The sequence below is a fragment of the Marinobacterium maritimum genome, assembly GCF_039523155.1.
Classification (GTDB): domain Bacteria; phylum Pseudomonadota; class Gammaproteobacteria; order Pseudomonadales; family Balneatricaceae; genus Marinobacterium; species Marinobacterium maritimum.
Window position 1 is genome coordinate 66,945 of record NZ_BAAAET010000004.1, and the last position, 26,895, is coordinate 93,839.

Annotated in this window: 28 protein-coding genes; 6 read left to right on the forward strand and 22 right to left on the reverse strand. The window is 60.9% G+C overall.

Features of this window, described 5'->3' with window-relative positions:
• Positions 1-2 precede the first annotated feature (2 nt).
• The 7 genes from thiO to murJ all read right to left on the reverse strand — a co-directional run bounded on the left by thiO (position 3) and on the right by murJ (position 8,111).
• Entirely contained in the window at positions 3-1,109 is a 1,107-nt protein-coding gene (gene thiO, locus ABD013_RS14905; RefSeq protein ID WP_343807622.1) for a glycine oxidase ThiO, read from the reverse strand.
• Positions 1,110-1,172: 63 nt separating this feature from the next.
• Positions 1,173-1,718, reverse strand: a complete 546-nt coding sequence (locus tag ABD013_RS14910) for a GspH/FimT family pseudopilin (RefSeq protein ID WP_343807625.1) — start codon at positions 1,716-1,718, stop codon at positions 1,173-1,175.
• Positions 1,719-1,800: 82 nt separating this feature from the next.
• The gene (locus tag ABD013_RS14915) at positions 1,801-2,235 is read right to left on the reverse strand and encodes an FKBP-type peptidyl-prolyl cis-trans isomerase (RefSeq protein WP_343807628.1); all 435 of its coding nucleotides are present in this window, start codon (positions 2,233-2,235) and stop codon (positions 1,801-1,803) included.
• Positions 2,236-2,250: 15 nt separating this feature from the next.
• Positions 2,251-2,757: a signal peptidase II gene (gene lspA, locus ABD013_RS14920; RefSeq protein WP_343807631.1), complete on the reverse strand. Its 507-nt coding sequence runs from the start codon at positions 2,755-2,757 to the stop codon at positions 2,251-2,253.
• Complete coding sequence (gene ileS, locus ABD013_RS14925; protein WP_343807634.1) at positions 2,757-5,573, reverse strand: isoleucine--tRNA ligase; 2,817 nt, start codon at positions 5,571-5,573, stop codon at positions 2,757-2,759. The genes lspA and ileS overlap by 1 nt, the downstream gene beginning before the upstream one ends.
• Positions 5,574-5,597: 24 nt before the next feature.
• Positions 5,598-6,536, reverse strand: coding sequence for a bifunctional riboflavin kinase/FAD synthetase (gene ribF, locus ABD013_RS14930; protein ID WP_343807637.1), 939 nt, complete (start codon positions 6,534-6,536; stop codon positions 5,598-5,600).
• Between the two features lie 81 nt (positions 6,537-6,617).
• Positions 6,618-8,111, reverse strand: a complete 1,494-nt coding sequence (gene murJ, locus ABD013_RS14935; protein WP_425543416.1) for a murein biosynthesis integral membrane protein MurJ — start codon at positions 8,109-8,111, stop codon at positions 6,618-6,620.
• Positions 8,112-8,360: 249 nt separating this feature from the next.
• Between murJ and rpsT the strand changes: the two genes are divergently transcribed.
• Positions 8,361-8,627, forward strand: a complete 267-nt coding sequence (rpsT, locus tag ABD013_RS14940) for a 30S ribosomal protein S20 (protein WP_343807643.1) — start codon at positions 8,361-8,363, stop codon at positions 8,625-8,627.
• A 96-nt stretch (positions 8,628-8,723) separates the two neighbouring features.
• Here rpsT and proB read toward each other — a convergent pair whose 3' ends face one another.
• The 4 genes from proB to rplU form a co-directional block, all read right to left on the reverse strand.
• Entirely contained in the window at positions 8,724-9,848 is a 1,125-nt protein-coding gene (proB, locus tag ABD013_RS14945; protein ID WP_343807646.1) for a glutamate 5-kinase, read from the reverse strand.
• A gap of 15 nt (positions 9,849-9,863) precedes the next feature.
• Positions 9,864-11,063, reverse strand: a complete 1,200-nt coding sequence (gene cgtA / locus ABD013_RS14950; RefSeq protein ID WP_343807649.1) for an Obg family GTPase CgtA — start codon at positions 11,061-11,063, stop codon at positions 9,864-9,866.
• Between the two features lie 148 nt (positions 11,064-11,211).
• Positions 11,212-11,469, reverse strand: a complete 258-nt coding sequence (rpmA, locus tag ABD013_RS14955; RefSeq protein ID WP_239040588.1) for a 50S ribosomal protein L27 — start codon at positions 11,467-11,469, stop codon at positions 11,212-11,214.
• Between the two features lie 24 nt (positions 11,470-11,493).
• Positions 11,494-11,805 (reverse strand): 50S ribosomal protein L21, encoded by a 312-nt coding sequence (gene rplU / locus ABD013_RS14960; RefSeq protein WP_239040589.1) that lies wholly within the window; start codon positions 11,803-11,805, stop codon positions 11,494-11,496.
• A gap of 280 nt (positions 11,806-12,085) precedes the next feature.
• Here rplU and ispB point away from each other — a divergent pair, with 280 nt between their 5' ends.
• Entirely contained in the window at positions 12,086-13,054 is a 969-nt protein-coding gene (ispB, locus tag ABD013_RS14965) for an octaprenyl diphosphate synthase (protein ID WP_343807652.1), read from the forward strand.
• Positions 13,055-13,060: 6 nt separating this feature from the next.
• Here ispB and tmpT read toward each other — a convergent pair whose 3' ends face one another.
• Entirely contained in the window at positions 13,061-13,678 is a 618-nt protein-coding gene (gene tmpT, locus ABD013_RS14970) for a thiopurine S-methyltransferase (RefSeq protein WP_343807655.1), read from the reverse strand.
• A 122-nt stretch (positions 13,679-13,800) separates the two neighbouring features.
• Between tmpT and fabA the strand changes: the two genes are divergently transcribed.
• Both fabA and fabB read left to right on the forward strand, forming a co-directional pair.
• Entirely contained in the window at positions 13,801-14,316 is a 516-nt protein-coding gene (fabA, locus tag ABD013_RS14975) for a 3-hydroxyacyl-[acyl-carrier-protein] dehydratase FabA (RefSeq protein ID WP_343807658.1), read from the forward strand.
• Positions 14,317-14,391: 75 nt separating this feature from the next.
• Positions 14,392-15,609, forward strand: coding sequence for a beta-ketoacyl-ACP synthase I (fabB, locus tag ABD013_RS14980; protein ID WP_343807661.1), 1,218 nt, complete (start codon positions 14,392-14,394; stop codon positions 15,607-15,609).
• Positions 15,610-15,700: 91 nt separating this feature from the next.
• Here fabB and ABD013_RS14985 read toward each other — a convergent pair whose 3' ends face one another.
• The 7 genes from ABD013_RS14985 to moaA all read right to left on the reverse strand — a co-directional run bounded on the left by ABD013_RS14985 (position 15,701) and on the right by moaA (position 21,130).
• The gene (locus tag ABD013_RS14985; protein ID WP_343807664.1) at positions 15,701-16,444 is read right to left on the reverse strand and encodes a lysophospholipid acyltransferase family protein; all 744 of its coding nucleotides are present in this window, start codon (positions 16,442-16,444) and stop codon (positions 15,701-15,703) included.
• 1 nt (position 16,445) lies between these two features.
• The gene (gene moaD / locus ABD013_RS14990; protein WP_343807667.1) at positions 16,446-16,694 is read right to left on the reverse strand and encodes a molybdopterin converting factor subunit 1; all 249 of its coding nucleotides are present in this window, start codon (positions 16,692-16,694) and stop codon (positions 16,446-16,448) included.
• Complete coding sequence (gene moaC / locus ABD013_RS14995; protein ID WP_343807670.1) at positions 16,694-17,176, reverse strand: cyclic pyranopterin monophosphate synthase MoaC; 483 nt, start codon at positions 17,174-17,176, stop codon at positions 16,694-16,696. The genes moaD and moaC overlap by 1 nt, the downstream gene beginning before the upstream one ends.
• A complete protein-coding gene (locus ABD013_RS15000) occupies positions 17,173-18,294 on the reverse strand; it encodes a 1-acyl-sn-glycerol-3-phosphate acyltransferase (protein ID WP_343807673.1) in 1,122 nt (373 codons plus the stop codon). Before ABD013_RS15000 ends, moaC begins: the two co-directional genes overlap by 4 nt.
• 83 nt (positions 18,295-18,377) lie before the next feature.
• Positions 18,378-19,574, reverse strand: a complete 1,197-nt coding sequence (locus tag ABD013_RS15005; protein WP_343807676.1) for a molybdopterin molybdotransferase MoeA — start codon at positions 19,572-19,574, stop codon at positions 18,378-18,380.
• Positions 19,571-20,095 carry a molybdenum cofactor biosynthesis protein B gene (gene moaB / locus ABD013_RS15010; RefSeq protein WP_343807680.1) on the reverse strand — a complete coding sequence of 175 codons (525 nt, stop codon included), beginning with the start codon at positions 20,093-20,095 and terminating at the stop codon, positions 19,571-19,573. The genes ABD013_RS15005 and moaB overlap by 4 nt, the downstream gene beginning before the upstream one ends.
• A 39-nt stretch (positions 20,096-20,134) precedes the next feature.
• Entirely contained in the window at positions 20,135-21,130 is a 996-nt protein-coding gene (gene moaA / locus ABD013_RS15015; protein ID WP_343807683.1) for a GTP 3',8-cyclase MoaA, read from the reverse strand.
• A 162-nt stretch (positions 21,131-21,292) separates the two neighbouring features.
• Here moaA and ABD013_RS15020 point away from each other — a divergent pair, with 162 nt between their 5' ends.
• Entirely contained in the window at positions 21,293-21,667 is a 375-nt protein-coding gene (locus tag ABD013_RS15020) for a SirB2 family protein (RefSeq protein ID WP_343807686.1), read from the forward strand.
• 94 nt (positions 21,668-21,761) lie between these two features.
• On the opposite strand, the gene rfbD is transcribed toward ABD013_RS15020, so the two are convergent.
• Positions 21,762-22,673: a dTDP-4-dehydrorhamnose reductase gene (rfbD, locus tag ABD013_RS15025; RefSeq protein WP_343807689.1), complete on the reverse strand. Its 912-nt coding sequence runs from the start codon at positions 22,671-22,673 to the stop codon at positions 21,762-21,764.
• Between the two features lie 175 nt (positions 22,674-22,848).
• A complete protein-coding gene (gene ssb / locus ABD013_RS15030; RefSeq protein WP_343807692.1) occupies positions 22,849-23,367 on the reverse strand; it encodes a single-stranded DNA-binding protein in 519 nt (172 codons plus the stop codon).
• 177 nt (positions 23,368-23,544) lie between these two features.
• Here ssb and uvrA point away from each other — a divergent pair, with 177 nt between their 5' ends.
• Complete coding sequence (gene uvrA, locus ABD013_RS15035; RefSeq protein ID WP_343807695.1) at positions 23,545-26,367, forward strand: excinuclease ABC subunit UvrA; 2,823 nt, start codon at positions 23,545-23,547, stop codon at positions 26,365-26,367.
• 104 nt (positions 26,368-26,471) lie between these two features.
• Here uvrA and rplQ read toward each other — a convergent pair whose 3' ends face one another.
• A complete protein-coding gene (gene rplQ / locus ABD013_RS15040; RefSeq protein WP_343807698.1) occupies positions 26,472-26,867 on the reverse strand; it encodes a 50S ribosomal protein L17 in 396 nt (131 codons plus the stop codon).
• Positions 26,868-26,895: the final 28 nt, after the last annotated feature.

Below are 26,895 nucleotides of genomic sequence, written 5' to 3' on the forward strand. Positions count from 1 at the left end.
TGTCAGCGTACTTTTAAACGTCCAGCCGGAGAGTATGCATCAGGATCGATCACGGGTGAACGCTCCAGCAGCAGATCGGCCAGCAATTGCGTCGAGGCCGGCGCCAGCACCAGGCCGTTACGGTAGTGGCCGGTATTCAGGTGCAGGCCTTTCCAGCCCGGCACGGCACCGATGAAGGGGACACCATCCGGAGATCCCGGACGCAACCCGGCCCAGTGGTGCTCGACCTCGTAATCGGCCAGCTCCGGCACGATGCGGGTGGCGGTATCGAACAGCGCGCGGCTGGCGTCTTCGGTGGTGGACTTGTCGAAACCGACATGCTCCAGCGTACTGCCGACCAGCACCCGGCCATCGTTGCGCGGAATGACATAACGGCCTTCCAGCATCACCACGCGGTCGACCACGCCCGGTACCGCCTTGAACACCATCATCTGGCCACGCACCGGCTCAACCGGCAGCTCCAGTCCCAGTTGCGCCAGCAGCTGGCCGCTCCAGGCGCCGCCCGCCAGGATCACTTCGTCCGCCTTGTGTTCACCACGGGCGGTTTTGACGCCGTTGACCCGTTCACCGAAGGTGGTGAAGCCGATCACTTCGCTGTCTTCGCACAGGGTGATGTTGGCATGTTGCTGTACGCTCTTGCGCAACGCCTGTCCCAGACGCGGGTTGCGGATACTGGCCACTTCCGGCATCCAGATCGCCGATTCGAAGCCGGGCCCCACATGCGGCTCGGTCTGGTAAATGAAGTCAGCCTCAACCCGGGTCAGCGGACGGTGGAAACGGCGGGCCCACTCCAGCGCGACCTGCTCTTCCCGCGGGTCTACCTGCAGCATCAGCATCCCTTTCTGACGCAGCTCGGGATCGCAGCCGGTTTCGGCCAGCAACTCCTGGGACAGGTGTACATAGCTGCTCTGCGACCAGAGCGCCAGCGCCGTGACTTCGTCCTGATAGCGCCAGGGGTACAACGGCGATACGATGCCGCCGCCGGCCCAGGAGGCTTCGCGGGCACTCTGGCCGCGTTCAATCAGTTTTACTCGGGCCCCAGCCTGGGCCAGCAAACGTGCCGTCATCAAGCCGATGACGCCGGCACCCACAATCAGAAAATCGGACATGGATCGACGCTCCCTCATTACGTCTTGATAGCCGGCCCCACCCCTTGTGGAGCCGTTGATAAATCATGGTGCCAGGGTGACCCGCACCGAGCGCACGCGCCCGATCAGCGACACAACGACCAGTTGTTCCTGATCACTGTTGGGCACCTGAATACGGAAGGTGCCGTTGGAACCGCCCAGTGCGGTACCGTCCGGCTGGTATACGAGTGAATCACCCCGATTCCAGAGTATGGTCGCAGCTGGATGAAAGTTCGCAACGTAAAACACTGTTTCGCCATTGCTCACAACGCTGTTCTGATCCAGATCAACGAAGATCAATGCTCCTGTCCACTGCCGGGTACCCTGACGGCTACTGCCGGCACACTGAAGGCCATTTTCGGATCGACACAGGGTCACGCGCCGATTTCGCGTCAGCGCCGCCGAGCGGGTCGATGCCAGCAGGCTGGTCAGGTCGGACTCAACGGCATTCAGGCGACTGCTGGCCAGGAGGTGTGTGAACGAAGGCGGCCCCAGCGACGCCAGGATGCCCAGAATAGTGATACCGAGCAGCAGCTCGATCAGCGTGAGCCCCTGCTGGGCAAACGCCAAGGATATACGGTGATCGTCCATGATCAGCCTCTTGGTTCAGGTTTTGCTAACGGCTTTTCCCTAAGCCGCGAACCTCAGAGACTGATCAAAGAGTGTTCAGCTGTCAAGCCGCTTCGATCGCCTTCACTTCGACTTCGAAAATCAGCGTCTTGCCGGCCAGCGGATGGTTGAAATCCACGGTGACCTTGTCGTCATTAAAGTCGGTTATCACGCCCGGCAGTTCGCCACCCGGCTCCTGAAAGGAGACCACCAGACCAGGCTCCAGATCCATGTCCTTGAACTGGCTGCGCGGCATCACCTGAATGTTGCTCGGGTTGTGCATGCCGAAGCCACGTTCGGGCGCGATGGTCAGCTTGACGTGATCGCCCTCTTTCAGGCCCAGCATGGCCTGCTCGAAGCCCTCGGGGATGTTGCCGTCACCGAAAGTAAACTGTGCCGGCGCGGCGTCGAAGTTGCTGTCGATCACCTGACCATCTTCCAGCGTGATCGCGAAGTGCAGCGTAATGGCCTTGCCCGGGCCAATAACAGCGTCTGTCATTCTTTGGTTCCTATCTTAGTCGGTCTCTTTGCTGCCGAGGAAGAACATGTCGATCAGCAGCAAACAGGTGCCCAGAGTGATGGCACAGTCGGCGATGTTGAACGCCGGGAAGTAGTGGTTGGCCCAGTGCAACGAAATGAAATCGATCACATGACCATGCACACTGCGATCGAACAGGTTGCCCAGCGCACCGCCCAGTACCAGCGCCAGCCCCATGCCCAGGCAGCGCTGGGTGCGTGGCGTACGCCACATCCAGTGCAGCAGGAAGGCACTCATGCCGACCGCAATGGCGACAAACAGCCAGCGTTGCCAGCCGCCGGCCGAGGCCAGGAAACTGAAGGCAGCGCCGGTGTTGTACAGCAGCGTCAGGTCAAAGACCGGCAGCAGCGGCACCGGGCTGGCGTAGCTCAGCAGGCTGTCGGCCAGGTACTTGCTGACCAGGTCGACCACCAGCACCAGCAGCGTCAGCCAGAGCCAGCGCAGGGCACTGGCTCCGCTCGTGGGGGAGGCAAGGGTGCTCATCAGGCAAACTCGCGCTCTTCGCCCTCACCTTCCACGTTGCTGACACAGCGACCGCACAGCTCTTCATGCTCGCTGTTGCTGCCCACATCTTCACGGTGGTGCCAGCAGCGGCCACACTTGGCGTGCTCAGATGCAACCACGGCCACTTTCAGCCCTTCCACATCGGTCAGACGGGCATCACCGGCTTCGCTGAGCGGCTTCAGGGTTGCCTTGGAGGTGATCAGTACGAAGCGCAGCTCGTCGCCCAGACGCTCCAGGTCGGCACGCAGGTCTTCATCGACGAACAGGGTCGCTTCCGCAGCCAGGGACGCCTTGACCAGCTTCTCGTTACGGGCATCTTCCAGACACTTGTTGACGGCATCTTTCACCGCCATCACGCGCTGCCAGAATTCGCGGCCGAAGGAATCGTCCTCGGACAGTTCGAACAGGTCCTCATACCAGGTGGTCAGCAGGACGGAGTCCTTGTGCTCACCCGGCAGTACCTCATAGATCTCGTCAGCGGTGAAGCTGAGGATCGGAGCTACCCAGCGCACCAGCGCCTGAGCGATGTGGAACAGCGCGGTCTGACAGGAACGACGCGCCAGGGAATCCGGCTTGGTGGTGTACTGACGGTCCTTGATGATATCCAGGTAGAAGCCGCCCAGTTCCTGCACGCAGAAGTGGTGCACCTGCTGGTAGACATCAAGGAAGCGGTAGCTGTCGTAAGCGGCCAGTACCTTCTGCTGCAGGCGTGCTGTGGCATCCACCGCCCAGCGGTCCAGCGCCAGCATGTCGGCAGCTGCAACCATATCCGTGGCCGGATCGAAACCGTTCAGGTTGGCCAACAGGAAGCGCGCGGTGTTACGGATACGACGGTAGCTGTCGGCGGTGCGCTGCAGGATCTGCTTGGACACGGCCATCTCGCCGGAGTAATCGGTCGACGCCACCCAGAGACGCAGGATGTCGGCACCCAGGCTGTCGGTCACTTCCTGAGGCGCGATCACGTTACCGAGCGACTTGGACATCTTGTAGCCCTTTTCGTCGACGGTGAAGCCGTGCGTCAGCACCTGCTTGTAGGGGGCGCAGCCGTTGATGGCGATAGAAGTCTTCAGCGACGACTGGAACCAGCCGCGGTGCTGGTCGGAACCTTCCAGGTAGAGATCCGCCGGGAAGCGCAGACCATCACGCTGACGCAGGACTGCATGGTGGGTCACACCGGAGTCGAACCAGACATCCAGCGTATCGGTAACCTTGTCATAGTCGGCCGCTTCGTCGCCCAGCAGTTCAGTAGCGTCCAGCTCGAACCAGGCATCGATACCACCCTGTTCGATCTTCAGCGCCACCTGCTCGATCAGCTCGGCGGTACGCGGGTGCAGTTCACCGCTCTGCTTGTGGGTGAACAGCGTGATCGGCACGCCCCAGGTACGCTGACGAGAGACACACCAGTCCGGGCTCTGATCGACCATGGATTCGATGCGGTTCTGACCCCATTCCGGGAACCACTGCACGCCCTTGATCGCGTCCATCGCCTGGTTTTTCAGCTGCTTGGCTTCCATCGAGATGAACCACTGCGGCGTCGCGCGGTAGATCAGCGGCGTCTTGGTGCGCCAGCAGTGCGGGTAGCTGTGCTGGAAACGCTTCAGATGGACCAGTTTGCCTTCACGTTCCAGCGCTTCGCACACCGGGCCATCGGCCTTGTAGACGTGTACGCCGGCAAATTCGCCAGCGGCATCGGTGTAGGTACCGTTGGCCTGGACCAGGTTCAGTGTACCCAGACCATAAGCCTGACCGACCATGAAGTCTTCCATGCCATGATCAGGTGCGGTGTGTACCGCACCGGTACCGGCATCGGTGGTGACGTGATCGCCCAGGATCACCGGCACCTGCTTGTCATAGATCGGGTGCTTCAGCTGCAACAGTTCAAGAGCACTGCCGTTGCAGGTGGCCAGCACGTCGAACTTGTCCACGCCCCAGCGCGCCATGATATCGTCGACCATCGACGCTGCCAGTACCATGCGATCCACACCCTGCTCGGTGTGTGCGTCAACCAGTGCATAGTCCAGCTCGCCATTCAGCGACACGGCCTGGTTGGCCGGGATGGTCCAGGGGGTGGTGGTCCAGATCACCACGGAAACCGGTGCTTCGCCGGCAGCGGTGTCGAACAGCGCCAGCACCTTGTCCTGATCGACGAAGGTGAAGCGCACGTCGATGGCGGTGGAGGTCTTGTCCTGGTATTCCACTTCGGCTTCGGCCAGCGCAGACTGACCGACCACGCTCCAGTAGACCGGCTTGTAGCCTTTCACCAGGTGACCGTTCTCGATGATCTTGCCCAGGGCGCGAACGATGTTGGCTTCGGTGTCGAAGTTCATCGTCAGGTAGGGGTTATCCCAGTCGCCCAGCACGCCCAGGCGAATGAAGTCGGCCTTCTGTCCCGCGACCTGCTCGGCGGCATACTCACGGCACTTCTGGCGGAATTCGCGGTAGGGCACCTTCTCGCCGGCCTTGCCGATCAGGGTCTCGACCTTGTGCTCGATCGGCAGACCATGGCAGTCCCAGCCCGGCACGTAGGGCGCATCGAAGCCGCTCAGCGTCTTGGACTTGATGATCATGTCCTTGATCACCTTGTTAACCGCATGACCGATGTGGATGTTGCCGTTGGCATAGGGAGGGCCGTCGTGCAGGATGAACGGCTCACGTCCCTTGCCCGCTTCGCGCAACTGACGATACAGGTCGATTTCATCCCAGCGCGCCAGACGAGCGGGCTCGCGCTGCGGCAGGTTGCCACGCATCGGGAATGCCGTTTCCGGCAGGTTCAGTGTCGCTTTGTAGTCGGTCATAACAGGTCGCTTCCAGAGGTAAGGTCAGTCCCGGCCCGCCTGGGCGAACCAGGCGCGGACATGTTCAATATCGGCTTCTATCTGTGTCTTGAGCGCATCCAGCCCGTCGAAGGCACGCTCCTCGCGGATGAAATGGAGGAACTCGACCCGCATCAGGCGGCCGTAGAGTTCCGCTCCGCTATAGTCCAGCAAATGGACCTCCAGCACCGGCTGGCGGCCGTTCACGGTGGGGCGCATGCCGACGTTGCAGACGCCCGGCAGGCAGCGCCCGTCGAAGTGGGCATGCACGGCAAAGACCCCGCGCAGCGGACAGGCGTAGCGGTGCATGCGCACGTTGGCGGTCGGCACCCCCAGCTGACGGCCCAGCTTTTGGCCATGCATCACCCGGCCGGTGACTGCATAGCGCCAGCCCAGCAGTTCTGCCGCCAGGTCGAAGTCGTTCTGCTGCAGGACACCGCGGATACGGGTGCTGCTGACCCGGTCGCCAGCCAGCAGGAAAGTGGCGGTGCCCTCGACGCTGAAGCCATGACGCTCACCGGCGGCACAGAGCATGTCGAAGTCGCCGCGGCGATCGCAGCCGAAGCGGAAATCGTCGCCGACGACGAAGTGCTCCACCGCCAGTCCCTGCAGCAGCAGTTCATCGATGAAGGCCTCGGCCGACATGCTGCGCAGGCGGGCGTTGAAGGTCAGGCAGAGCACCCGATCCACGCCCTCCGCTTCGAGCAGGCGGACCTTCTCGTCAAACCGGGTCAGGCGCGGCGGGACGCTGTCGCCCCCGAAGAACTCACGCGGCTGCGGCTCGAAAATGATCGCCACGCTGGGCAGCCCCAACTCGGCGGCCTTGGCCTTGACCTGAGCGAGCACCTTGCGGTGTCCCAGGTGGACGCCATCGAAATTGCCGATCGTGGCAACGCAGCCACGGTGTCGGTCTCGCAGATTGTGTAAGCCTCGTATCAGTTCCATGCAGTTGCTGAGCCAGCGCCAGAAATATGGACTGCGCAGTATACCGTACTCTGGCCACTGCGAGTACCGCTCAGAAAGTGTTCAACCACGCAAATGGCGCAGGCGCAGGCCGGTCGCAACCAGGGTCAGCAGATAGGCCCCGCCACCGGCCAGCACCAGCAGTGCCATCCACTGCACCCGGGTCCAGAGTTCGGCACTGAGCCAGTCACCCTGTTGCTGCTGGATCAGCAGCAGCGTTGCCACCAGCATGGCCGACGCACTGAGCAGGCGGAACAGCATCGCACCCCAGCCCGGCTGCCAGCGGAACACGCCTTCCTTGAGCAGACCATGTAGCAGCCAGCCGGCATTCATGAACGCCGACAGCGAGGTCGCCAGCGCCAGCCCGGCATGATCCAGCGGCCAGATCAGGATCAGGTTGAGTACCATGTTGGCGATCATCGCCTTGACCGCGATTTTCACCGGGGTTTTGGTGTCCTGACGGGCAAAGTAGCCCGGCGCCAGTACCTTGATCAGCATGAACGCCAGCAGGCCAAAGGCGTAGGCGCGCAGACTGAAAGCCGACATCATCACGTCACGATCGGTCATCTCGCCGTAGTGGAACAGCGTCGCGATCAACGGCTCCGCCAACAGCGCCAGCGCCAGCGCCGCCGGCACGCCGATCAACAGGATCATGCGGATGCCCCAGTCGAGCATCTGCGCGAAGCGCTCGGGGTTCTGAGCCGCATGGGTACGTGACAGGCTGGGCAGGATCACCGTGGCGATGGCGATGCCGAATACACCCAGCGGCAACTCGGACAGGCGGTCGGAGTAATACAGCCAGGACACGCTGCCGGTCTGCAGGAAGGACGCCAGCACCGTATCCAGCAGCAGGTTGATCTGCGCCACCGAGACACCGAACAGCGCCGGCAGCATCAGCTTGAGAATGCGGCGCACACCTTCATCACGAAAATTCGGCTGAGGCACCGGCAACAGACGCAGCCGCGCCAGAAACGGCAACTGGAACAGCAGCTGCACCGCCCCGGCCATCAGCACTCCCCAGGCCAGCGCCATCACCGGCGTCTCCAGCAGAGGGCTGAGCCAGACCGCCGCTCCGATCAGGCAGAGGTTGAGCAGTACCGGGGTGAACGCCGGCACGGCGAAGCGCTCGTAGCTGTTGAGGATGGCGCCACAGAAGGCGGTCAGCGAGATCAGCAGCAGATAGGGAAAGGTGATCCTGAGCATCTCGGCCGCCAGGGTAAACTTCTCGCCACCCGCCATGTAGAAGCCGGGGGCGAACAGGGCCGCCAGCAGGGGCGCACCGATCACGGCCAGCACGGTGACCGCCACCAGCACCGAGCCCAACGCACCGGCGACCCGATTGACCAGCGACTGCACCGCCGCCAGATCCCGCTGGGTCCGATATTCCGACAGTACCGGAACGAACGCTTGGGAGAAGGCCCCTTCGGCAAACAGGCGACGCAGGAAGTTGGGAATTTTGAACGCCACGAAGAAGGCGTCGGCACTGCCGCTGGCACCAAAGTAACCGGCAATCACCACGTCCCGAATCAGCCCCAGCACCCGCGACAACAGGGTCATCACTCCGACTACACCACTGGAACGCAGCAGTCCTCCACCCCTTTTCTTCGCCTGTTCAGCCACAACCCGTCCTTACCGCTCACCAAAATGTGCGCCGATCATAGCCCTGATTACAAAACAGACAAAGTCCGACATCGAAACAGGGTCATTTAGTTGACATCAAGCACCGGGACATGAATAATGTCGCGTCTAATTTTCGGCAACACAGCGCCGTAATCTGATCAACTCAATTATTGAAGGAGCCGGATCGTGGCTAATTCCGCAGGATCCAAAAAACGCGCTCGTCAGGCGGAGAAGCGTCGTCAGCACAACGCTAGCCTGCGCTCCATGGCGCGTACGTACATCAAAAAAGTAATCGCTGCTATCGACAGCGGTGACCAGGCAGCTGCACAGGAAGCATTCAAGGTCGCTCAGCCGATCATGGACAGCTCCGTGAACAAGGGCATCTTCCACAAGAACAAGATCGCCCGCACCAAGAGCCGCCTGACTGCTCGCATCAAGGCAATGGCCGCCTAAGCCAAGCCTGATCAAGCACAAAAAAAACCGGCATTTGCCGGTTTTTTTGTATCTGTCTTCAGGGACAGCCTCGTCGAGACCGCCCCATCCAAAGCCTCAGGCCAGCACCAGATTATCCCGGTGCACCAGCTCTTCCTCACCCATGAAGCCCAGCAAGGATTCAATCTCACTGCTCGGCCGACCGATGATACGGCGCGCATCCTCGGCACCGTAGTTGGCCAGACCACGCGCGACCACGCGCCCCAGCTCATCCATCATGATCACCATCTCGCCACGCGAGAAGTCACCACTGACCGAGCGCACACCCGCCGGCAACAGACTCTTGCCCCGCTCGGTGAGCGCCGCCACAGCCCCGGCATCCAGCACCAGCGTACCGCGTGCCTGCAGATGGCCGGCGATCCATTGCTTGCGCGCCGCCATCGGCTCGCGCTCCGGCAACAACAGGGTGCCGATCGGCTCAGCCGCATGCAGCTTCAACAGCACATCCGGCTCGCGCCCACTGGCGATCACCGTCACCGCACCCGAGCGCGCCGCCAGCCTGGCCGCACGCACCTTGGTCGCCATGCCGCCACGCCCCAGCTTGCCGCCGCCGCCCGCCATCGCGGTCAGGCGATCATCCTCAGCCATCGCCTCGGAGATCAGCTCAGCCTCAGGATTGGAACGCGGATCAGCGGTATACAGACCATTCTGGTCGGTCAGCAGGATCACCGCATCCGCCTCCACCGCATTGGCCACCAATGCACCCAGGGTATCGTTATCACCAAAGCGGATCTCGCTGGTCACCACGGTGTCGTTTTCATTGACCACCGCCACCACACCCAACTCAATCAGCGTACGCAGAGTGGAACGCGCATTGAGGTAACGCTTGCGATTGGACAGGTCATCATGGGTCAGCAGCACCTGCGCCGTATGCATGCCGTGACGACGAAAATTGGTCTCGTAGGCCTGCACCAGCCCCATCTGACCGACAGCCGCGGCCGCCTGCAGACGATAGATCTCCGGCGGTCGCTCGGACCAGCCCAGACGGGTCATACCCTCTGCCACTGACCCCGAGGACACCAGAATCACCTCGACGCCACGCCGGGTCAGCTCAACCAACTGATCCACCCAGCCTGCGATGGCGATCTGATCCAGCCCCTGACCATCATTGGTCAACAGGGCACTGCCGATTTTGACGACCCAACGCCCTGACTGGGCCAGGCCTTTACGTCCCGCTGTCACCTTGCTCTTACTCCGTCAGCGCACATACTCCACTTCGATGTCGTAATCATCGTCATCGAAGTCATCATCATCCAGATCATCTTCCGCTTCGCGACGTGCACGCATTTCAGCACGCAGACGACGCAGGTTTTCACGCGCTTCTTCATCGATAATGGCGCGGATACGACGCTCTTCATCCAGCAACTCCGGATTCTCGGCAATCGCTTCAGCGCGCGCATCGAGGAACTCCTGCAGGTCGTGCACCAGCGGTGTCAGACCCGTCTTGTTCAGCGCCGACACGCGATACACCGGACCTTCCCAGCCCAGCGCCTCGATCACCGCCTGACAAGCCGCATCCTGCTCCTCTTCGGGCAGCATATCCAGCTTGTTCAGCACCAGCCAGCGCGGCTGAGCAGCCAGGGTTTCACTGAACTTCTCCAGCTCACGTACCGCCGTCACCGCCGCTTCCGCCGGCGTGGTTTCATCCCAGGGCGCCATGTCGACCAGGTGCAGCAGCACGCGGTTACGCGCCAGGTGCTTGAGGAAGCGAATCCCCAGACCCGCCCCTTCGGCAGCCCCTTCAATGATGCCCGGAATATCCGCGACCACGAAGCTGCGATGCGCCTCGGTACGCACCACACCCAGGTTGGGCACCAGGGTGGTGAACGGATAGTCTGCCACCTTCGGCTTGGCGGCCGAGATGGAACGAATCAGCGTCGACTTGCCGGCATTGGGCAACCCCAGCAGACCCACATCCGCCAGCACCTTCAACTCCAGGCGCAGGTTGCGCAACTCACCCTCGCTGCCTTTGGTGGTCTGGCGCGGGGTACGGTTGACGCTGCTCTTGAAACGGGTGTTACCCAGGCCGTGCCAGCCACCCTGAGCAACCTTCTCGCGCTGACCGATATGGGTCATATCCGCCAGCACCTCGTTGGTATCCACATCCACCACGGTGGTACCCACGGGCACCTTCAGCACCAGATCTTCACCCTTGGAACCGGTACAGTTACGACTGGCGCCACCCTGACCGTTCTGGGCGTTGTAGCGACGGGTGAAACGGTAGTCGATCAGCGTATTGAGAGACTCATCGGCCTCGACGAAGATGGAACCGCCATCACCGCCATCACCGCCGTCCGGACCACCCTTGGGAATGAACTTTTCGCGCCGGAAGCTCAGACAGCCGTTACCACCCTTGCCAGCTTCCACCGTGATGGTCGCCTCGTCGACAAATTTCATCTTTACCTCCAACAATTGTCATTCCGGGAGTGCCCTTCAGCATACACCCTCACCGGATCTCCGGCAGCCAGCGACCGCCGACACCCGGGTTTACAACGAAAAAAGCTCCGCCTGGGCGGAGCTTTTTAACGCGGTCATCGCTCACTGCTTAGGCAGGAACAACGCTCACGTATTTGCGGTTTTTCGGACCCTTGGTCTCGAACTTCACAACGCCATCAGCAGTTGCGAACAGAGTGTGGTCCTTGCCCAGGCCAACATTGGTGCCAGCGTGGAACTTGGTGCCGCGCTGACGAATCAGGATGTTGCCTGCTGCAACAGCCTGGCCGCCGAAGCGCTTAACGCCAAGGCGTTTCGATTCCGAGTCGCGGCCGTTACGCGTTGAACCACCAGCCTTCTTATGAGCCATTCTTCAATCTCCTAATTCGGTTTATCAGGCACTGATGCCAGTGATCTTGACTTCAGTGAACCACTGACGGTGACCCTGACGCTTCATGTGGTGCTTACGACGACGGAACTTGATGATAGTCACTTTGTCGCCACGGCCGTGAGACACGACTTCAGCAGCCACTTTGGCACCATCTACAACCGGCGCGCCGACCTTGATGTCGTCGCCATTGCCAACCAGCAGAACGCGGTCGAACTCGATGCTGGAACCTGCTTCAGCAGCCAGTTTTTCCAGCTTCAGTGTCTGTCCTTCCTGCACGCGGTACTGCTTACCGCCGCTTACGATTACTGCAAACATGCTTTTCTCCAAGGTTTAACCTGCCCGGCTACTGGATACGAAACCTACTTCTAATGGCCGGGATCCGGAGGATCTCTGGCACCCTATGGTAGGGAGCGTCGGTGGACAGGTTTAAGGCGCGGGATTTTACTGCATTTACCCCCCGTTACGCAAGCACATTACCCCTTTCCAGCCAGCATTTCCGCCGAGGCGCTGACGCCGCCGCAGCCCTCGACTTGACACTCCAGAGGCCGCCGCCTAGCATGCGGCGGGTGTTCAGTCCATATACAGAACCCCGTCCATGCAGCCACACCAGCTTAACCCGGCGATTGAGCCGCAGTTTGATGCCGTTACCGACTACATTCTCAACCATCTCGGCTCCAATGTGCCGCTGGTGGAGAAAATCGGCCATTACATCGTATCCGGCGGCGGCAAGCGTCTGCGCCCCCTGCTGGTACTGCTGAGCGCCAACGCCTGTGGCTATAAGGGCGAGCAGCACATTCCGCTGGCCGCCATCATCGAGTTCATCCACACCGCCACGCTGCTGCATGATGATGTGGTCGACAACTCGGATCTGCGCCGCGGCAACGCCACTGCCAACGCCAAATGGGGCAACGCCCCCAGCGTACTGGTCGGCGACTTCCTCTATTCACGCTCTTTCCAGATGATGGTCGAGATCGGCCGCATGGAGATCATGCAGGTCATCTCCAACGCCACGACCGTTATCGCCGAAGGTGAAGTGCTGCAGCTGCTCAACCAGCGCAACCCGGATACCACCGAAGAATCCTATATGCAGGTCATTCTCGGCAAGACCGCGATGCTGTTCGAGGCGGCCACCGAAGTCGGCGCCATCCTGGCCGATGCTACCGCTGCCGAGCGCGAAGCACTGCGTCTTTATGGCCGCCACCTGGGCATCGCCTTCCAGATCGTCGATGACCTGATGGACTACCTGTCCGACAGCGAGACCATGGGCAAGAACGTCGGCGATGACCTGGCCGAAGGCAAAGCGACCCTGCCGCTGATCTACGCCATGCGCGTCGGCAGTGATGAGGAGCGCAAACTGATCCGCCACGCCATCCGCGAAGGTGGCCTGGATGATCTGCAGCCGGTGATGGAAGTGGTACAACGCACCGGCGCCATCTACTATACCCGCCAGCAGGCTCAGGCCGAGCTGGACAAGGCAGTGCAGGCACTGGATGCCCTGCCGGCCAGCTCCTTCCGCGATACACTGATCACGCTGACCGAACTGGCCCTTGGCCGCACCAGCTAAGCCGTATTACTGACGCGTGAGGTGGTAGACCACTTCACGCCGCTCCTCTCCCGCCTCCGCCTGATCCAGGCGCACCACGGTAAAGGCCGGCTCGAACAGTTGCCGCACCTCCGCCTCCGTGACGGAAAACGGCGGCCCTTCGCTTCCTGTGAACTCCAGCGTCACCAGCAGCATTTCAACACCGCTTGCCAACTGTTCACGTAGATGAGCGGCATAAGCCTTGCGCATGGCTGGCGGCAGCGCAATCAACGCCGCACGGTCATAGACGGCCGCCACCTCGCCCCAGTGCTCAGCCCCCAGTTCGAAGATGTCCGCGCACCAGAGGGTAATGCCGTCTCGCTCCCGGGTGTGCCCCTCGGGCACCGCCACCGGAGTCACCTGGGTGCCGTGCTCGACAAAGAAGTCGCGACAGGCCAGATCACTGAGTTCGACGCCGACCACCGGATGCCCCTGCTCGCGCAGCCAGAGCATGTCGCTGGATTTGCCGCACAGCGGCACCAATACCCGCGCCTCGCCGGCCACATTCAGTCGGGACCAGTACTGCCGCAACCAGGGATTGATATCGGCCTGATGGAAACCGATACGCCCCTCCTGCCAGCGGGCATGCCAGAATGCATGTTCCATCCTACTCTCCCTCTTTAGCCCTATGGATGAGCAAATTACATGACACAGCTCGTGCCTGAAAGGCTGCAAACCGGTATAATCGCCGAAATATTGATGAAATGCCTCTGGATATACGGTTTCTTATGACACGACCTTCCTCATTTGAACGCGAAGAGCTGCTGCAGTGCGGCCACGGCGAAATGTTCGGCCCGGGCAATGCACAGCTGCCGGTCGGCAACATGCTGATGCTGGACCGCATCATCAACATCAACACCGACGGTGGCCAGTACGGCAAGGGCGAGATCATCGCCGAGCTGGATATCCATCCCGACCTCTGGTTCTTTGAATGCCACTTCCCCGGTGACCCGGTGATGCCAGGCTGTCTGGGTCTGGACGCCATGTGGCAGCTGGTCGGCTTTTTCCTCGGCTGGCGCGGCAACGAAGGTCGCGGACGTGCTCTGGGCTCGGGCGAGGTGAAGTTCACCGGCCAGGTACTACCCAGCGCTTCCAAGGTGACCTACCATATCGAGCTCAAGCGCGTCATCGAGCGCAAGCTGGTAATGGGTATTGCTGACGGCACCGTGGCGGTAGACGGGCGTGTCATCTATACCGCCAAGGATCTGCGTGTTGGCCTGTTCAAACAGACCGACAACTTCTGAGCCCGAATTCAAGGCTCGCTGATCCGCCTATAATAAGACTGCCACATTGTTGAATGATTTAAAGAGAGGCTACACATGCGACGCGTCGTAGTGACCGGTATGGGAATCGTATCCTGCTTGGGTAACGATCTGGAAACAGTTCTGGACTCACTGAAACAGGGCCGCTCCGGTATCAAGTTTCAGCCGGAATACAAAGAACTCGGCTTCCGTAGCCAGGTGGCCGGCAGCATCGATATCGATCTGGATGCCCTGATCGACCGCAAACTGCGTCGTTTCATGGGTAACGCATCGGCTTACGCCTATCTGGCGATGAAGCAGGCGATCGAAGACTCCGGCCTGAGCGACGACCAGGTATCCAACGTGCGTACCGGTCTGATCGCCGGCTCCGGTGGTGCATCTTCCGCTGATATCGTGGAAACGGCCGACATCCTGCGTACCAAGGGCGTACGCCGTGTAGGCCCCTACCGTGTGACCCGCACCATGGGCTCTACCGTGTCAGCCTGTCTGGCCACCCCGTTCAAGATCAAGGGCGTGAACTACTCCATCACCTCTGCCTGCGCCACCAGCGCGCACTGCATCGGTAATGCCATGGAGCAGATCCAGCTGGGTAAACAGGACGTGATCTTCGCCGGTGGCGGTGAAGAGCTGCACTGGTCCCTGAGCGTGATGTTCGACGCCATGGGCGCCCTGTCCAGCAAGTATAACGACACCCCGGAAAAGGCTTCCCGTGCCTACGACGCCAACCGTGACGGTTTCGTCATCGCTGGCGGTGCCGGCATGCTGGTACTGGAAGAACTGGAGCACGCCAAGGCGCGCGGTGCCAAGATCTACGCCGAACTGGTGGGCTACGGCGCCACGTCCGACGGTTACGACATGGTTGCCCCGTCCGGTGAAGGCGCGGTGCGCTGCATGCAGCAGGCGATGGCCACCGTCGATGGCAAGATCGACTACATCAACTCCCACGGCACCTCCACTCCGGCCGGTGACATCCAGGAGCTGAAAGCGATGAAGCAGACCTTCGGCGACGACATGCCGCCGGTCAGCTCCACCAAGTCGCTGACCGGCCACTCGCTGGGCGCCACCGGCGTGCAGGAAGCGATCTACTCGATCCTGATGCAGCAGAACAAGTTCATCTGCGCGTCTGCCAACATCGAAGAGCTGGATCCGGAAGCGGCAGGCTTGCCGGTGGTGACCGAGCGCCAGGACAACGTCGAGCTCAAGCGCGTCATGTCCAACAGCTTCGGTTTCGGTGGCACCAACTCCACTCTGGTGTTCGAACAGTACGAAGGCTGATCATCAGCCTCCGAGATTGGCAGCCCCCGCTGCCGATCAGCCATAAAAAAACCGCTCATTGAGCGGTTTTTTTATGGCCGCAAAGCCGGCCTCAGTCGAGGCTGCCCTGCTCACGCATGGTGTTTTCCAGCCAGACCGTGGCGGCCTCATGGACCTCTTCCACGCTCCTGCCACGGGTCTCGATCGCAGGCCCAACCGCCACCTCAACGGTCCCGGGAAACTTGATGAACGATTTGCCCGGCCAGAACAGGCCGGCATTATGCGCGATCGGCACCATCGGCACTTCACTGCTCACCGCCAGCATGGCGCCCCCCTTGTTCCAGCGGCCCAGCTGCCCCACGGGCAGCCGGGTGCCCTGTGGGAAGATCAGCAGCGGGATGCCATCCGCCAACCGCGCCTTGCCCTGCTCCAGCAACTGCTTGAGCGCACCGCGCTTCTTGCTGCGGTCCAGCGCGATCGGCTTGAGCAGCGCCAGCGCCCAGCCGAACAGCGGAATGCGCAGCAGCTCCTGCTTCAGTACCACCGCCTGAGGACGGATCAGCAGCTGGAAATAGAGCGTTTCCCATTCGCTCTGGTGGTTGGCGATCGCCACATAGCTGCCTTCGGCCGGCAGATGCTCACGACCGGTCACCTTCACCTTGACGCCGCAGCAGATGCGCAACCAGATGATGTAGAAGTAGTTGATCAGGGTCAGAAACTTGAACCTTGCCCGAAACGGCAGCAAGGGCCCGATGATCAGGCAGATGGTTGAAAACACCATGGTCACCGGATAGAAGCCGGCATAGTAAATCAGTGAACGTAGAAACAGCAGTGGTGTCGCCTTGGGGGTGTTCAAATCAACCTCCTGTTACCGGTGGAAAGAACGCCACCTCGTCATTATCGGACAGGGCGGCCTCCAGGCCGGCCACTTCCTGGTTAAGCGCACAGATCAGATCCGGTGCCGTCAGAACACTGCGCCAGGGCTCGCCGCGCTGCGCCAGCCAGTCGATCAGCTCGGCCAGAGTCGCCACGCCGGACGGCAGCGCCAGCTCCTCTTCATCGCAGCCCAGCTGCTCGCGGATACGGGCAAAGTAGACCAGTTTCATCAGCCCTCCTCCCGACGCCAGTCACCACTCTTGCCACCGGTCTTTTCGACCAGCTCGATACCGCTGATGCGCATCCCCTTGTCCACCGCCTTGCACATGTCATACAGGGTCAGCGCAGCCACGCTGACAGCGGTGAGCGCTTCCATTTCGACCCCGGTCTGGCCACTGAGGCGACAGCGTGCCTCGATGCGTACCCGGTTGTGTTCAGGCTCAGGCAGCAACTCGACCTTGACCGAGCTGAGCATCAGCGGATGGCACAACGGAATCAGGTCAGGGGTTTTCTTGGCAGCCTGAATACCGGCAATCCGCGCTACCGCCAGCACATCCCCCTTGGGGTGACCGCCTTCAAGAATCAGCTGCAGGGTTTCAGGCTGCATCTCGACCCAGCCGGACGCCAGGGCTTCACGCACCGTCACCGCCTTGTCGCTGACATCGACCATGCGGGCCTGGCCGCGGGCGTCCAGATGGGTCAGATCGCTCATGAGTGCTCCTGTTCAGCCTGACGCTGATTGATCACGGGGTTGGCGTACATCTGCTGCAGGAAAGGCCTTGCTTCTGCATCGACACTGGCCAGACGGGCTTCGAACGCCTGCTGCTGCTCAGCGCTGACCTCTTCTCCGGCGGCCGCCAGATTGGTCGGGTGCAGACGGTAGTTGAGATGGATCTGACGATCGATCTCGGCCGCCAGCAGTTCGGGCGACTCAAACTCGCCACTCAGCGGTGTACCGAAGGCCACATGCACGGCGCCCTTGTCGCCGGTAATGCCGCGCACAATGCTGCTGATATCCTCGAACTCCGACTTCTGGTAGCTGCCATGCAACGCCACCGCCGCCAGCTCCTGCGCCTTGAGTGCATCACAAGGGTCCAGCTCATAGGAGATTGACACCGGCACGATGTTGAGCCGTTCCACCATCTCGCTCAGCGAGCGCTGCTTGCGGTGCGACATGTAAAACATCTTCATCAGCGCCGGATCGGTGCGGTCGTTGCCGTCCTTCGCGCGCCCTTCACGCTGGGCGATCCAGACCGAATGGCCACTGCAGACGCTGTGATCGATATAGGCGGAAAGCTGGGTCAGCGCCGTCATCATTTCACGTCCCTTGGCGGAGCGGTTGACGATGAAGCTTTTGTTCAACCGCATCAGATCTGACACATAGGGCTTGCGCAGCAGGTTGTCGCCGATGGCGATGCGCACCGTGGACATGCCCGCCTGATGACGCACCCAATTGACGAACGCCGGGTCCATGGCGATATCACGGTGGTTGGAGACGAACAGATAAGCCTCATTCGGATCCAGTCGCTCCAGCCCCGAGCAACTCACTCTGGTGGTGGTACGGGCGATCATCTTCTGCATGTAATTGGCGACCATCATCTGGAAGCCTTGAACATCCTCGATATCACCAACACGTGCCGCCACGGCGATACGCACCAGCGGCCGCAGCAGCCAACCCAGCGGCCCGGAAGCGCTGGGGAACTGGTAGCGGGTCAGGGCCGAGATACATTCATCATCCCGAACCAGACGCTGCAGCACTGATTCGACTTCGTTATCTCGATAGGGACGGATCTCCTGATAGGGATCTTCTGCCTGGCGTTGTGCATTCATTCGCGGCTATCAGCCTCTAGCTGCTGAAAAAGCGCACATTTTACCCTGTTGAGGCCCGCTTTTGCAGAGTAGCTGCCAACAGACTAGCCCGAGAGCAGGCTGAACGGCAGAAATTCCAGCGGCTGTCCCGTCGCCACACAACTGTCTGCCGGCACTCGCGCCAGCCCACCGGCCTGCAGGCTGTTACTGAGCACGCCGGAACTCTGGTTGCCCTGAGGCACCAGCTGGCCATTTTCCACTCTGACACGCAGGTATTCGTCACGACCGATCGGTCGGTCCCGGCTGAATCCGGCGGGCAGCTGCCAGCCACACACTGGCTCGTCCGCCATGCCCTGCAGGCGCCTCAGCGCCGGCAGCGCCAGCAGATAAAAGGTCACCAGACTGGAAGCAGGGTTGCCGGGCAGGCCGATAAACGGCGTACCCGATACCTGCCCTGCGGCAAACGGCTTGCCCGGCTTGAGTTTGATGCGCCAGATCTGCAACGCCCCCAGGGCCTCGACCTGGCTGCGCACATGATCCTCTTCCCCCACGGAGACGCCGCCACTGGACAGAATCAGGTCGCTGTCTGCTGCCGCTGCGCGCAATACCTCGGCCGTCGCCGCGGCGCTATCCGCCACATGCCAGGTCCGGATCGATACCACACCCGCCTGCTGCAGCAGGCCGGTCAGCAGAAAGCGGTTGGCATCGTAGATCTGCCCCGGCGCCAGCGGTTGTCCCGGCTGAACCAGCTCGTCGCCGGTGGACAACAACGCCACTCGGGGACGGCGGTAAACACTCACCCGCTCAATACCAGCCGAGGCCAGTACGCCCATTGCCTGAGCCGAGAGTTTCGTGCCCGCCGCCAGCAGCGACTGTCCCGCCTCAAGATCCTGACCCTGAGGACGGATATTCTGTCCCGGATGCACGGCCGCCGTGAAGCGAACGCCCTGCTGCTCCTCGACCGTTTCTTCCTGCATCACCACCGCATCCGCCCCCGCCGGAATCGGCGCTCCGGTGAAAATACGAGCGGCCGTGCCCGGTTGCAGCGGCTCGGGCGCGGTTCCAGCCGGAATCCGCTGGGAGACCGGCAGTATCGCGTCAGCGGTTAGATCTTCTGCCCTGATCGCATAGCCATCCATGCTGCTGTTGGCCTCTGGTGGCACATCTACATCAGCAATCACCGGCTCGGCCAGCACCCGCCCCCAGGCATCCGCCAGCATCAGCTCTTCGTGAGCGGTCGGCGCCGGCATCAACTCAAGCAATTGCGACAGCGCGGCCTCGACCGGTATCAGTGAACTCATTGACGCGCCTCCCGTGCCGCCTGCAACAGGCCGACAAAATTGCAGGGCTTGAAGCGGCTGTCCAACTGCTCCGCCAGCAGCTGATCCCAGCCGGTGGCGCAGGCTCCGGTAGAGCCAGGCAGACAGGCGATCAGGGTGCCGTTGGCCAGCCCGGCCAGCGCCCGTGACTGGATGGTGGACGTACCTATCTCGCCATGGGAGATCTGTCGGAACAGCTCGCCGAAGCCTTCCACCTGCTTGTCCAGCAGCGGCGTCACCGCCTCCGGGGTGGAATCACGCAGGGCGAAGCCGGTGCCACCCGTGGTAATCACGACCTGCACGCCGGCATCGGCGATCCAGACCGACAGGCGAGCACGGATCTGGTAGATGTCATCTGCGACGATGGCGCGGTCCGCCAGACAGTGTCCGGCCTGCTGCAGGCGCTCGACCAGCAGGTCGCCGGAGCGATCGGTTTCTGGGGTACGTGTATCGGAGATGGTCAGGACCGCTATATCCAGCGGCTGCAGTCTGCTTTCGTTCACCGGCTATCCTCTTCGGTTATCGCGAATCTGTATAGGGCTTCAGCCCCCGGTCATGTTCATGAAACGCAGGATCTGGGGCTCGTCATCCAGGTCGAAATGGTGCCGCTCGGGCTTGAGCTGCATGGCGTCGATCACCGCCTGGCGCAACTGCTCCGAACTACACTCGGGATCACGCAACAGGGCACGCAGATCCAGCGAGTGTTCGTTGCCCAGACAGAGCAGCAGGCGACCTTCGGCGGTCAACCTGACCCGGTTGCAGTCGGCACAGAAGTTATGGCTGTGGGGCGAGATGAAGCCGATACGACTGTTGCTGTCGGCCATGCGGTAGTAACGGGAGGGACCACCGGTACGTTCAGCCGTCGGCATCAGGGTGTAGCGCTGTTCCAGTCGCTCCCTGAGCGTATCACTGGAGCAGAAGGCCTCAGCCCGGTCATGCTCACTGATCTGGCCCAGCGGCATCTCTTCGATGAAACTGATATCGAGTCCCCGTGCACGGGCGAATTCGACCAGTGCCGGTACCTCATCCTCATTGCGGCCATGCAGCACGACGGTGTTCAGCTTGATGCGATCAAATCCCGCCTCGCAGGCAGCATCGATACCGGCCAGCACCTGCTGCAGGCGATCGCTTCGAGTCAGACCGCGAAAGCGCTCGGGATTCAGAGTGTCGAGACTGATATTGAGACGGCTGACACCGGCACGGCGCAGGGGCTGGGCAAAGCGCTGCAGCTGGGAACCGTTGGTGGTCAGCACCAGCTCCACCGGCAGTTCACCAAGTCGTTCGATCAGCCAGAGAATATTGCGCCGGACCAGGGGCTCACCACCGGTCAGGCGGATCTTGCGCACGCCCAGTTCAACGAACAGCTGTGCCAGCGTCAGCATCTCCTCCAGCGACAGCACCTGCTCGCGCGGCAGAAATTTCATCTGCTCACTCATGCAGTAGACGCAACGGAAGTCACACCGATCGGTCACCGAGAGGCGCAAGTAGTGAACATGACGACCAAAACGGTCGATCAGGGCGGTATCATTTTGACTCATGATTCAAAAGACCCTATCCGCCGGTTATAGTTCTTATCACGGATCGACTGTTTGGAAAGCCAGGACCTGTTCATGGCTTCCCTTGTAAGCAGTACCTGGGTCTCAGTATATGCACAAAACCCAACAATTGGTTATAGGGATAGACATACCTTGAATACGTACATGATTCTGAAGCACAGCCACCTGACGATGGTGGGCCTGAGCATCGCACTTTTTCTGCTGCGTGCCTTTCTGCTCTATACCTGGCCGCGCGCGCTCAACACCCGCTGGCTGAAGGTAGTGCCACACGTCATTGATACGCTGCTGCTGCTCAGCGCGATCGGCCTGATGCTGGTGATTGAACAGTATCCGCTGACCCACCACTGGCTGACCGCCAAGGTCCTGGGACTGGTCGCCTACATCGGCTTCGGGACGGTGGCACTGAAACGGGGCAGAAATCTGAAGACTCGCAGTCTGGCACTGATGGCGGCCCTGCTGAGCCTGGGCTATATCCTGGGTGTGGCGATGACGCATTCAGCGACACTGGGCCTGGCTTGATCAGCTGAACACCTGCGGTGCGCCGGCAACAGACGGTTGAAAAGCGCTATCGAGGCCGCCCGAGCGGTAACGCAGATAGAATTTCAGCCGTCTGCTAGAGTTCGCCGTAGACTTCTCGTACCACCCGTTGCAGTTCGCTGCGCCAGGGACGCTGACGGATACCGAAGGTCGCCAGCAGTTTGCGGCATTTGAGCACGGAAGAAGCCGGGCGCTGGGCCAGGCATTGCAGATTGGCCGAGGATACCGGCTGCAGCTGTTCGACCACCAGCTCTTCATACTGGCGTGCGGCTGCCACCAGCGCTTCACTGAAGCCGTAGCGGGTGGTGATCTCGGCACCGCAGTAGTGATAGGTACCCCACACGTCGATGCCGCAGGTCAACTGACGCAATATCGCCAGCACGACACGCGCCACATCCTCGGCCGAGGTTGGACAGCCACGGCGGTCGTCAGCCGCTTCAATCGTGCGTTCATGACGCGCCTGCTCCAGCGTCCGCAGCAGGAAGTTCTCGCCACGGGCACTGAAGATCCAGCTGACTCTAAGGATAAGGTGCTGCGGCTGCGCGGCCCGGATCGCCTCCTCTCCCAGCCACTTGCTGCGTCCAAAGACACCCAGCGGCGAAGCTTCATCCTCTTCACTGTAACCACTGGCATAGTGACCATCGAACACGTAGTCAGATGACAGGTGCAGCAGCGGAATGCTCAGTGCAGCCGTGGCAACGGCCAGGTTCTCGGCACCATCACGATTGATCGCCATCGCCTGGTCCTGCTGACGCTCGGCCGCATCAACCCGGTTGAACCCGGCACAATTGATGACGTAATCGGGCAGGTGTTTTTCCAGTTGCTTGCGCACCGCGGCAGGGTCGGTGATATCCAGTTGACGCCGACTCAGGGCGACGGGCTCGATACCGGATGTCTGCTCCAGAAGTTCCGTCAGTGCATGACCGACCTGGCCTGCTGCCCCGATGATCAGGACTTTGGCTGAAGTTGTATAGGCGCTCGCTGGCATACCGGAATAGTTGACCTGTACGACTGAAAAGTTGGCTTTTACGCTGTTGCGGTAAATTCGAGCATACCCGAAAGCGGGGCGGCGGCACACCCGTGCCGGGCGAAAAAAATGCCCCGAAGAAAGTCAAAAGCCCCGCGGGTAAGGCGGGGCTTTCGAGGCGCAGAAGCGGAACGGTTTAGAACGGGATATCGTCGTCGAAATCGTCGAAACCGGGTGCCGGCTGCTGAGGAGCCTGCTGCGGCTGCTGCGGTGCCTGCTGTTGCGGTGCCGGCTGGCGACGCGGTGCCTGCTGCTGCGGCTGACCGTAACCCATGGGGTCAGGCTGTGACTGGTAACCACCAGCATCACCGGCGCCACCACGGCTGTCGAGCATCTGCATTTCGCTGGCAACGATCTCGGTCGTATAACGATCCTGACCGTCCTGTCCCTGCCACTTGCGTGTACGCAGGGATCCTTCCACGTAGACCTTGGAACCCTTGCGCAGATATTCACCGGCAATCTCGGCCAGGCGATTGAAGAATACCACCCGATGCCACTCGGTGCGTTCCTGCATTTGACCGGTCTGCTTGTCTTTCCAGCTTTCGCTGGTAGCCAGTGTTACATTGGTTACGGCATTGCCGGACGGCATGTAGCGCACCTCGGGATCGCCTCCCAGGTTGCCGACCAGAATAACCTTGTTGATGCCACGCGCCATCAGTTATCTCCCGTTGTTCGGTTGTATCGTGCTGCAGCGTCCTGCCGCTTCATAGGGGATTGAGAATAGCACACAGCGCCTTCCTATAGTAAGTCGCGTCCACTTGGGAATGGCGGTTTAGCGACCAGTAGCAAACCTCTATAATGGTTCTTTTTTGCCAGTTACAGCGGAGCAGTAATGGACAAGATTCTGGTCAGGGGCGCACGTACCCACAACCTGAAGAATGTGGATCTCGATATCCCGCGCGACCAGCTCATCGTGATCACCGGCCTGTCCGGTTCGGGCAAATCCTCGCTCGCCTTCGATACCCTCTATGCCGAGGGGCAACGGCGCTACGTCGAATCATTGTCGACCTATGCCCGCCAGTTCCTGTCGATGATGGAAAAGCCGGATGTGGACCATATCGAAGGCCTTTCCCCGGCGATCTCGATCGAGCAGAAATCCACGTCACACAACCCTCGCTCCACGGTCGGTACCATCACCGAGATCTATGACTACCTGCGTCTGCTGTTCGCTCGTGCCGGCGAACCGCGTTGCCCCGAGCATGACCTGCCGCTGGCCGCACAGACCGTGAGCCAGATGGTCGATCAGGTGCTGGCCCTGCCCGAAGGCAGCAAGGTGATGCTGCTGGCCCCGGTGATCCAGGGACGCAAGGGTGAACATCTGCATATCCTTAACCAGCTGCGCACCCAGGGCTTCGTCCGCGCCCGTATCGATGGCCTGGTGGTGGACCTCGATGATGCTCCCGCGCTCGACAAGAACCGCAAGCACGACATCGAGGTGGTCATTGACCGTATCAAGGTGCGTGACGACCTGCAGACCCGCCTGGCCGAATCCTTCGAAACCGCGCTGGAACTGGCCGACGGCATTGCCAAGGTGGCACCGATGGAGGAAGGAGTGGAGGAGATGGTGTTCTCGGCCCGCTTTGCCTGCCCCACCTGTGGCCACAGTATTCAGGAGCTGGAGCCGCGCCTGTTCTCGTTCAACAACCCGCACGGTGCCTGTCCTTCCTGCGATGGTCTCGGCGTACGCCAGTACTTCGACCCGCGCAAACTGGTCCAGGACCCGACCCTGCCGCTGGCACAGGGCGCCATCCGTGGCTGGGACAAGCGCAGTCTGTACTATTATCAGCAGCTGCAGGCCGTTGCGGATCATTACGGCTTCAGCCTGGATACGCCTTTTGAAGCCCTGTCTGAGCATCACCGCAAGGTGATCCTCGAAGGCAGTGGCAATGAAGAGGTCGCCTTCTATTACCGTAACGACCGCGGCGAACGGCTGCAGAAGCTGCACGCCTTCGAAGGCGTAATCAACAACCTGGAACGTCGCTACCGCGAAACCGAGTCCGACAGCGTACGTGAGGACCTGGCCAAGTATCTCAACATGCAGCCCTGCCCATCCTGTCACGGCAGTCGTCTGCGCCGTGACGCCCGGCATGTCTTTATCGACGAACACACGCTGCCGCAGATCGTCTGCCTGCCGATCGGCCAGGCACAACACTACTTCCAGAACCTGCACCTGAGCGGCAAGCAGGGCGAGATCGCCGAAAAGATTCTCAAGGAGATCCGCGACCGCCTCACCTTCCTGGTCAACGTGGGACTCGATTACCTGTCACTGGAACGCAGTGCCGAGACTCTGTCCGGCGGTGAAGCCCAGCGCATCCGTCTGGCCAGCCAGATCGGTGCCGGCCTGGTCGGCGTCATGTACGTACTCGACGAGCCCTCCATCGGCCTGCATCAGCGTGACAACGAGCGCCTGCTGCAGACGCTGAAACACCTGCGCGATCTGGGCAACACCGTAATCGTGGTCGAGCACGACGAAGATGCGATCCGCATGGCGGACTACCTGATCGATATCGGCCCCGGCGCAGGCGTGCATGGTGGCCAGGTGATCGCCGCCGGCAAGCCCGAGCAGATCATGGCTACGCCCGAGTCAGTCACCGGCCAGTACCTCAGTGGCGAACGCTGCATCGCCGTTCCCGCTGAACGTCGAGCCGCTGACCCTGAACGCGTGCTCAAGCTGATCGGGGCCCACGGCAATAACCTGAAAAGCGTGAACCTGGAAATTCCGGTTGGCCTGCTGACCTGCATCACCGGCGTGTCCGGCTCTGGCAAGTCGACACTGATCAACAATACCCTCTACCCGGTCGCCGCCACCGAGCTGAACCACGCCACCACCCTGGATGCAGCACCACACGAACGCATCGAGGGACTGGAGCTGTTCGACAAGGTGATCGACATTGATCAGAGCCCGATCGGACGCACACCACGCTCCAATCCGGCGACCTATACCGGCATCTTCACACCGATCCGTGAACTCTTTTCCGGCACCAAGGAGGCCCGTTCACGCGGTTACAAGCCGGGACGGTTCAGCTTTAACGTCAAGGGCGGCCGCTGCGAGGCCTGTCAGGGTGATGGTGTAATCAAGGTGGAGATGCACTTCCTGCCCGACATCTACGTCCCCTGCGATATCTGCAAAGGCAAACGCTACAACCGGGAAACACTGGAAGTGACCTACAAGGGCAAGAGCATCGACGAAGTACTGGAGATGACCGTGGAGGATGCACGGGAGTTCTTCGATGTGATCCCCGCACTGGCCCGCAGACTGCAGACCCTTATCGATGTGGGCTTGAGCTATATCCGACTGGGCCAGGCTGCCACCACACTGTCCGGCGGTGAAGCACAAAGGGTCAAGCTGGCACGGGAACTGAGCAAACGCGATACCGGCAAGACACTGTATATCCTCGACGAACCGACAACGGGTCTGCACTTCTACGATATCCAGCAGTTGCTCAACGTGCTGGATCGACTGCGCGACCACGGCAACACCATCGTGGTGATCGAGCATAACCTGGATGTGATCAAGACCGCTGACTGGATCGTCGATCTGGGACCTGAAGGTGGCAGTGGCGGTGGTCAGATCATCGCCACAGGCACACCGGAACAGGTGGCCGACAGCGAAGTGTCACACACCGGCCGCTTCCTCAAGCCATTGCTGGGTTGAATCCACCCAGGGGGCGCTGGCGCGCGCCCCTGATTTCAGTTATCCACAGGCACAAAAAAACCCGGGCCTTTCGGACCGGGTTTTTTAATGCTGTGCAGTAGTGATTAATCTTCAGCAGATTCTTCAACTACAGCCTGGCCAGCAGGACGATCAACCAGCTCAACGTAAGCCATCGGTGCTTTGTCGCCAGCGCGGTAGCCGCATTTCAGGATGCGGACATAACCACCCGGACGAGTCGCGTAACGCGGGCCCAGTTCGTTGAACAGTTTACCAACAGCTTCGTTGCTGCGGGTACGGGAGAACGCCAGACGACGGTTAGCAACCGAGTCAGTCTTAGCCAGAGTGATCAGCGGCTCAGCAAAGCGGCGCAGTTCTTTCGCTTTAGGCAGAGTAGTCTTGATCAGTTCATGTTCGAACAGAGACACTGCCATATTCTTGAACATCGCTTTGCGGTGAGCACTTGTACGATTCAAGTGTCGACCAGATTTACGATGACGCATTTTCTAAATCCTTTGTAACTAGGGTTAC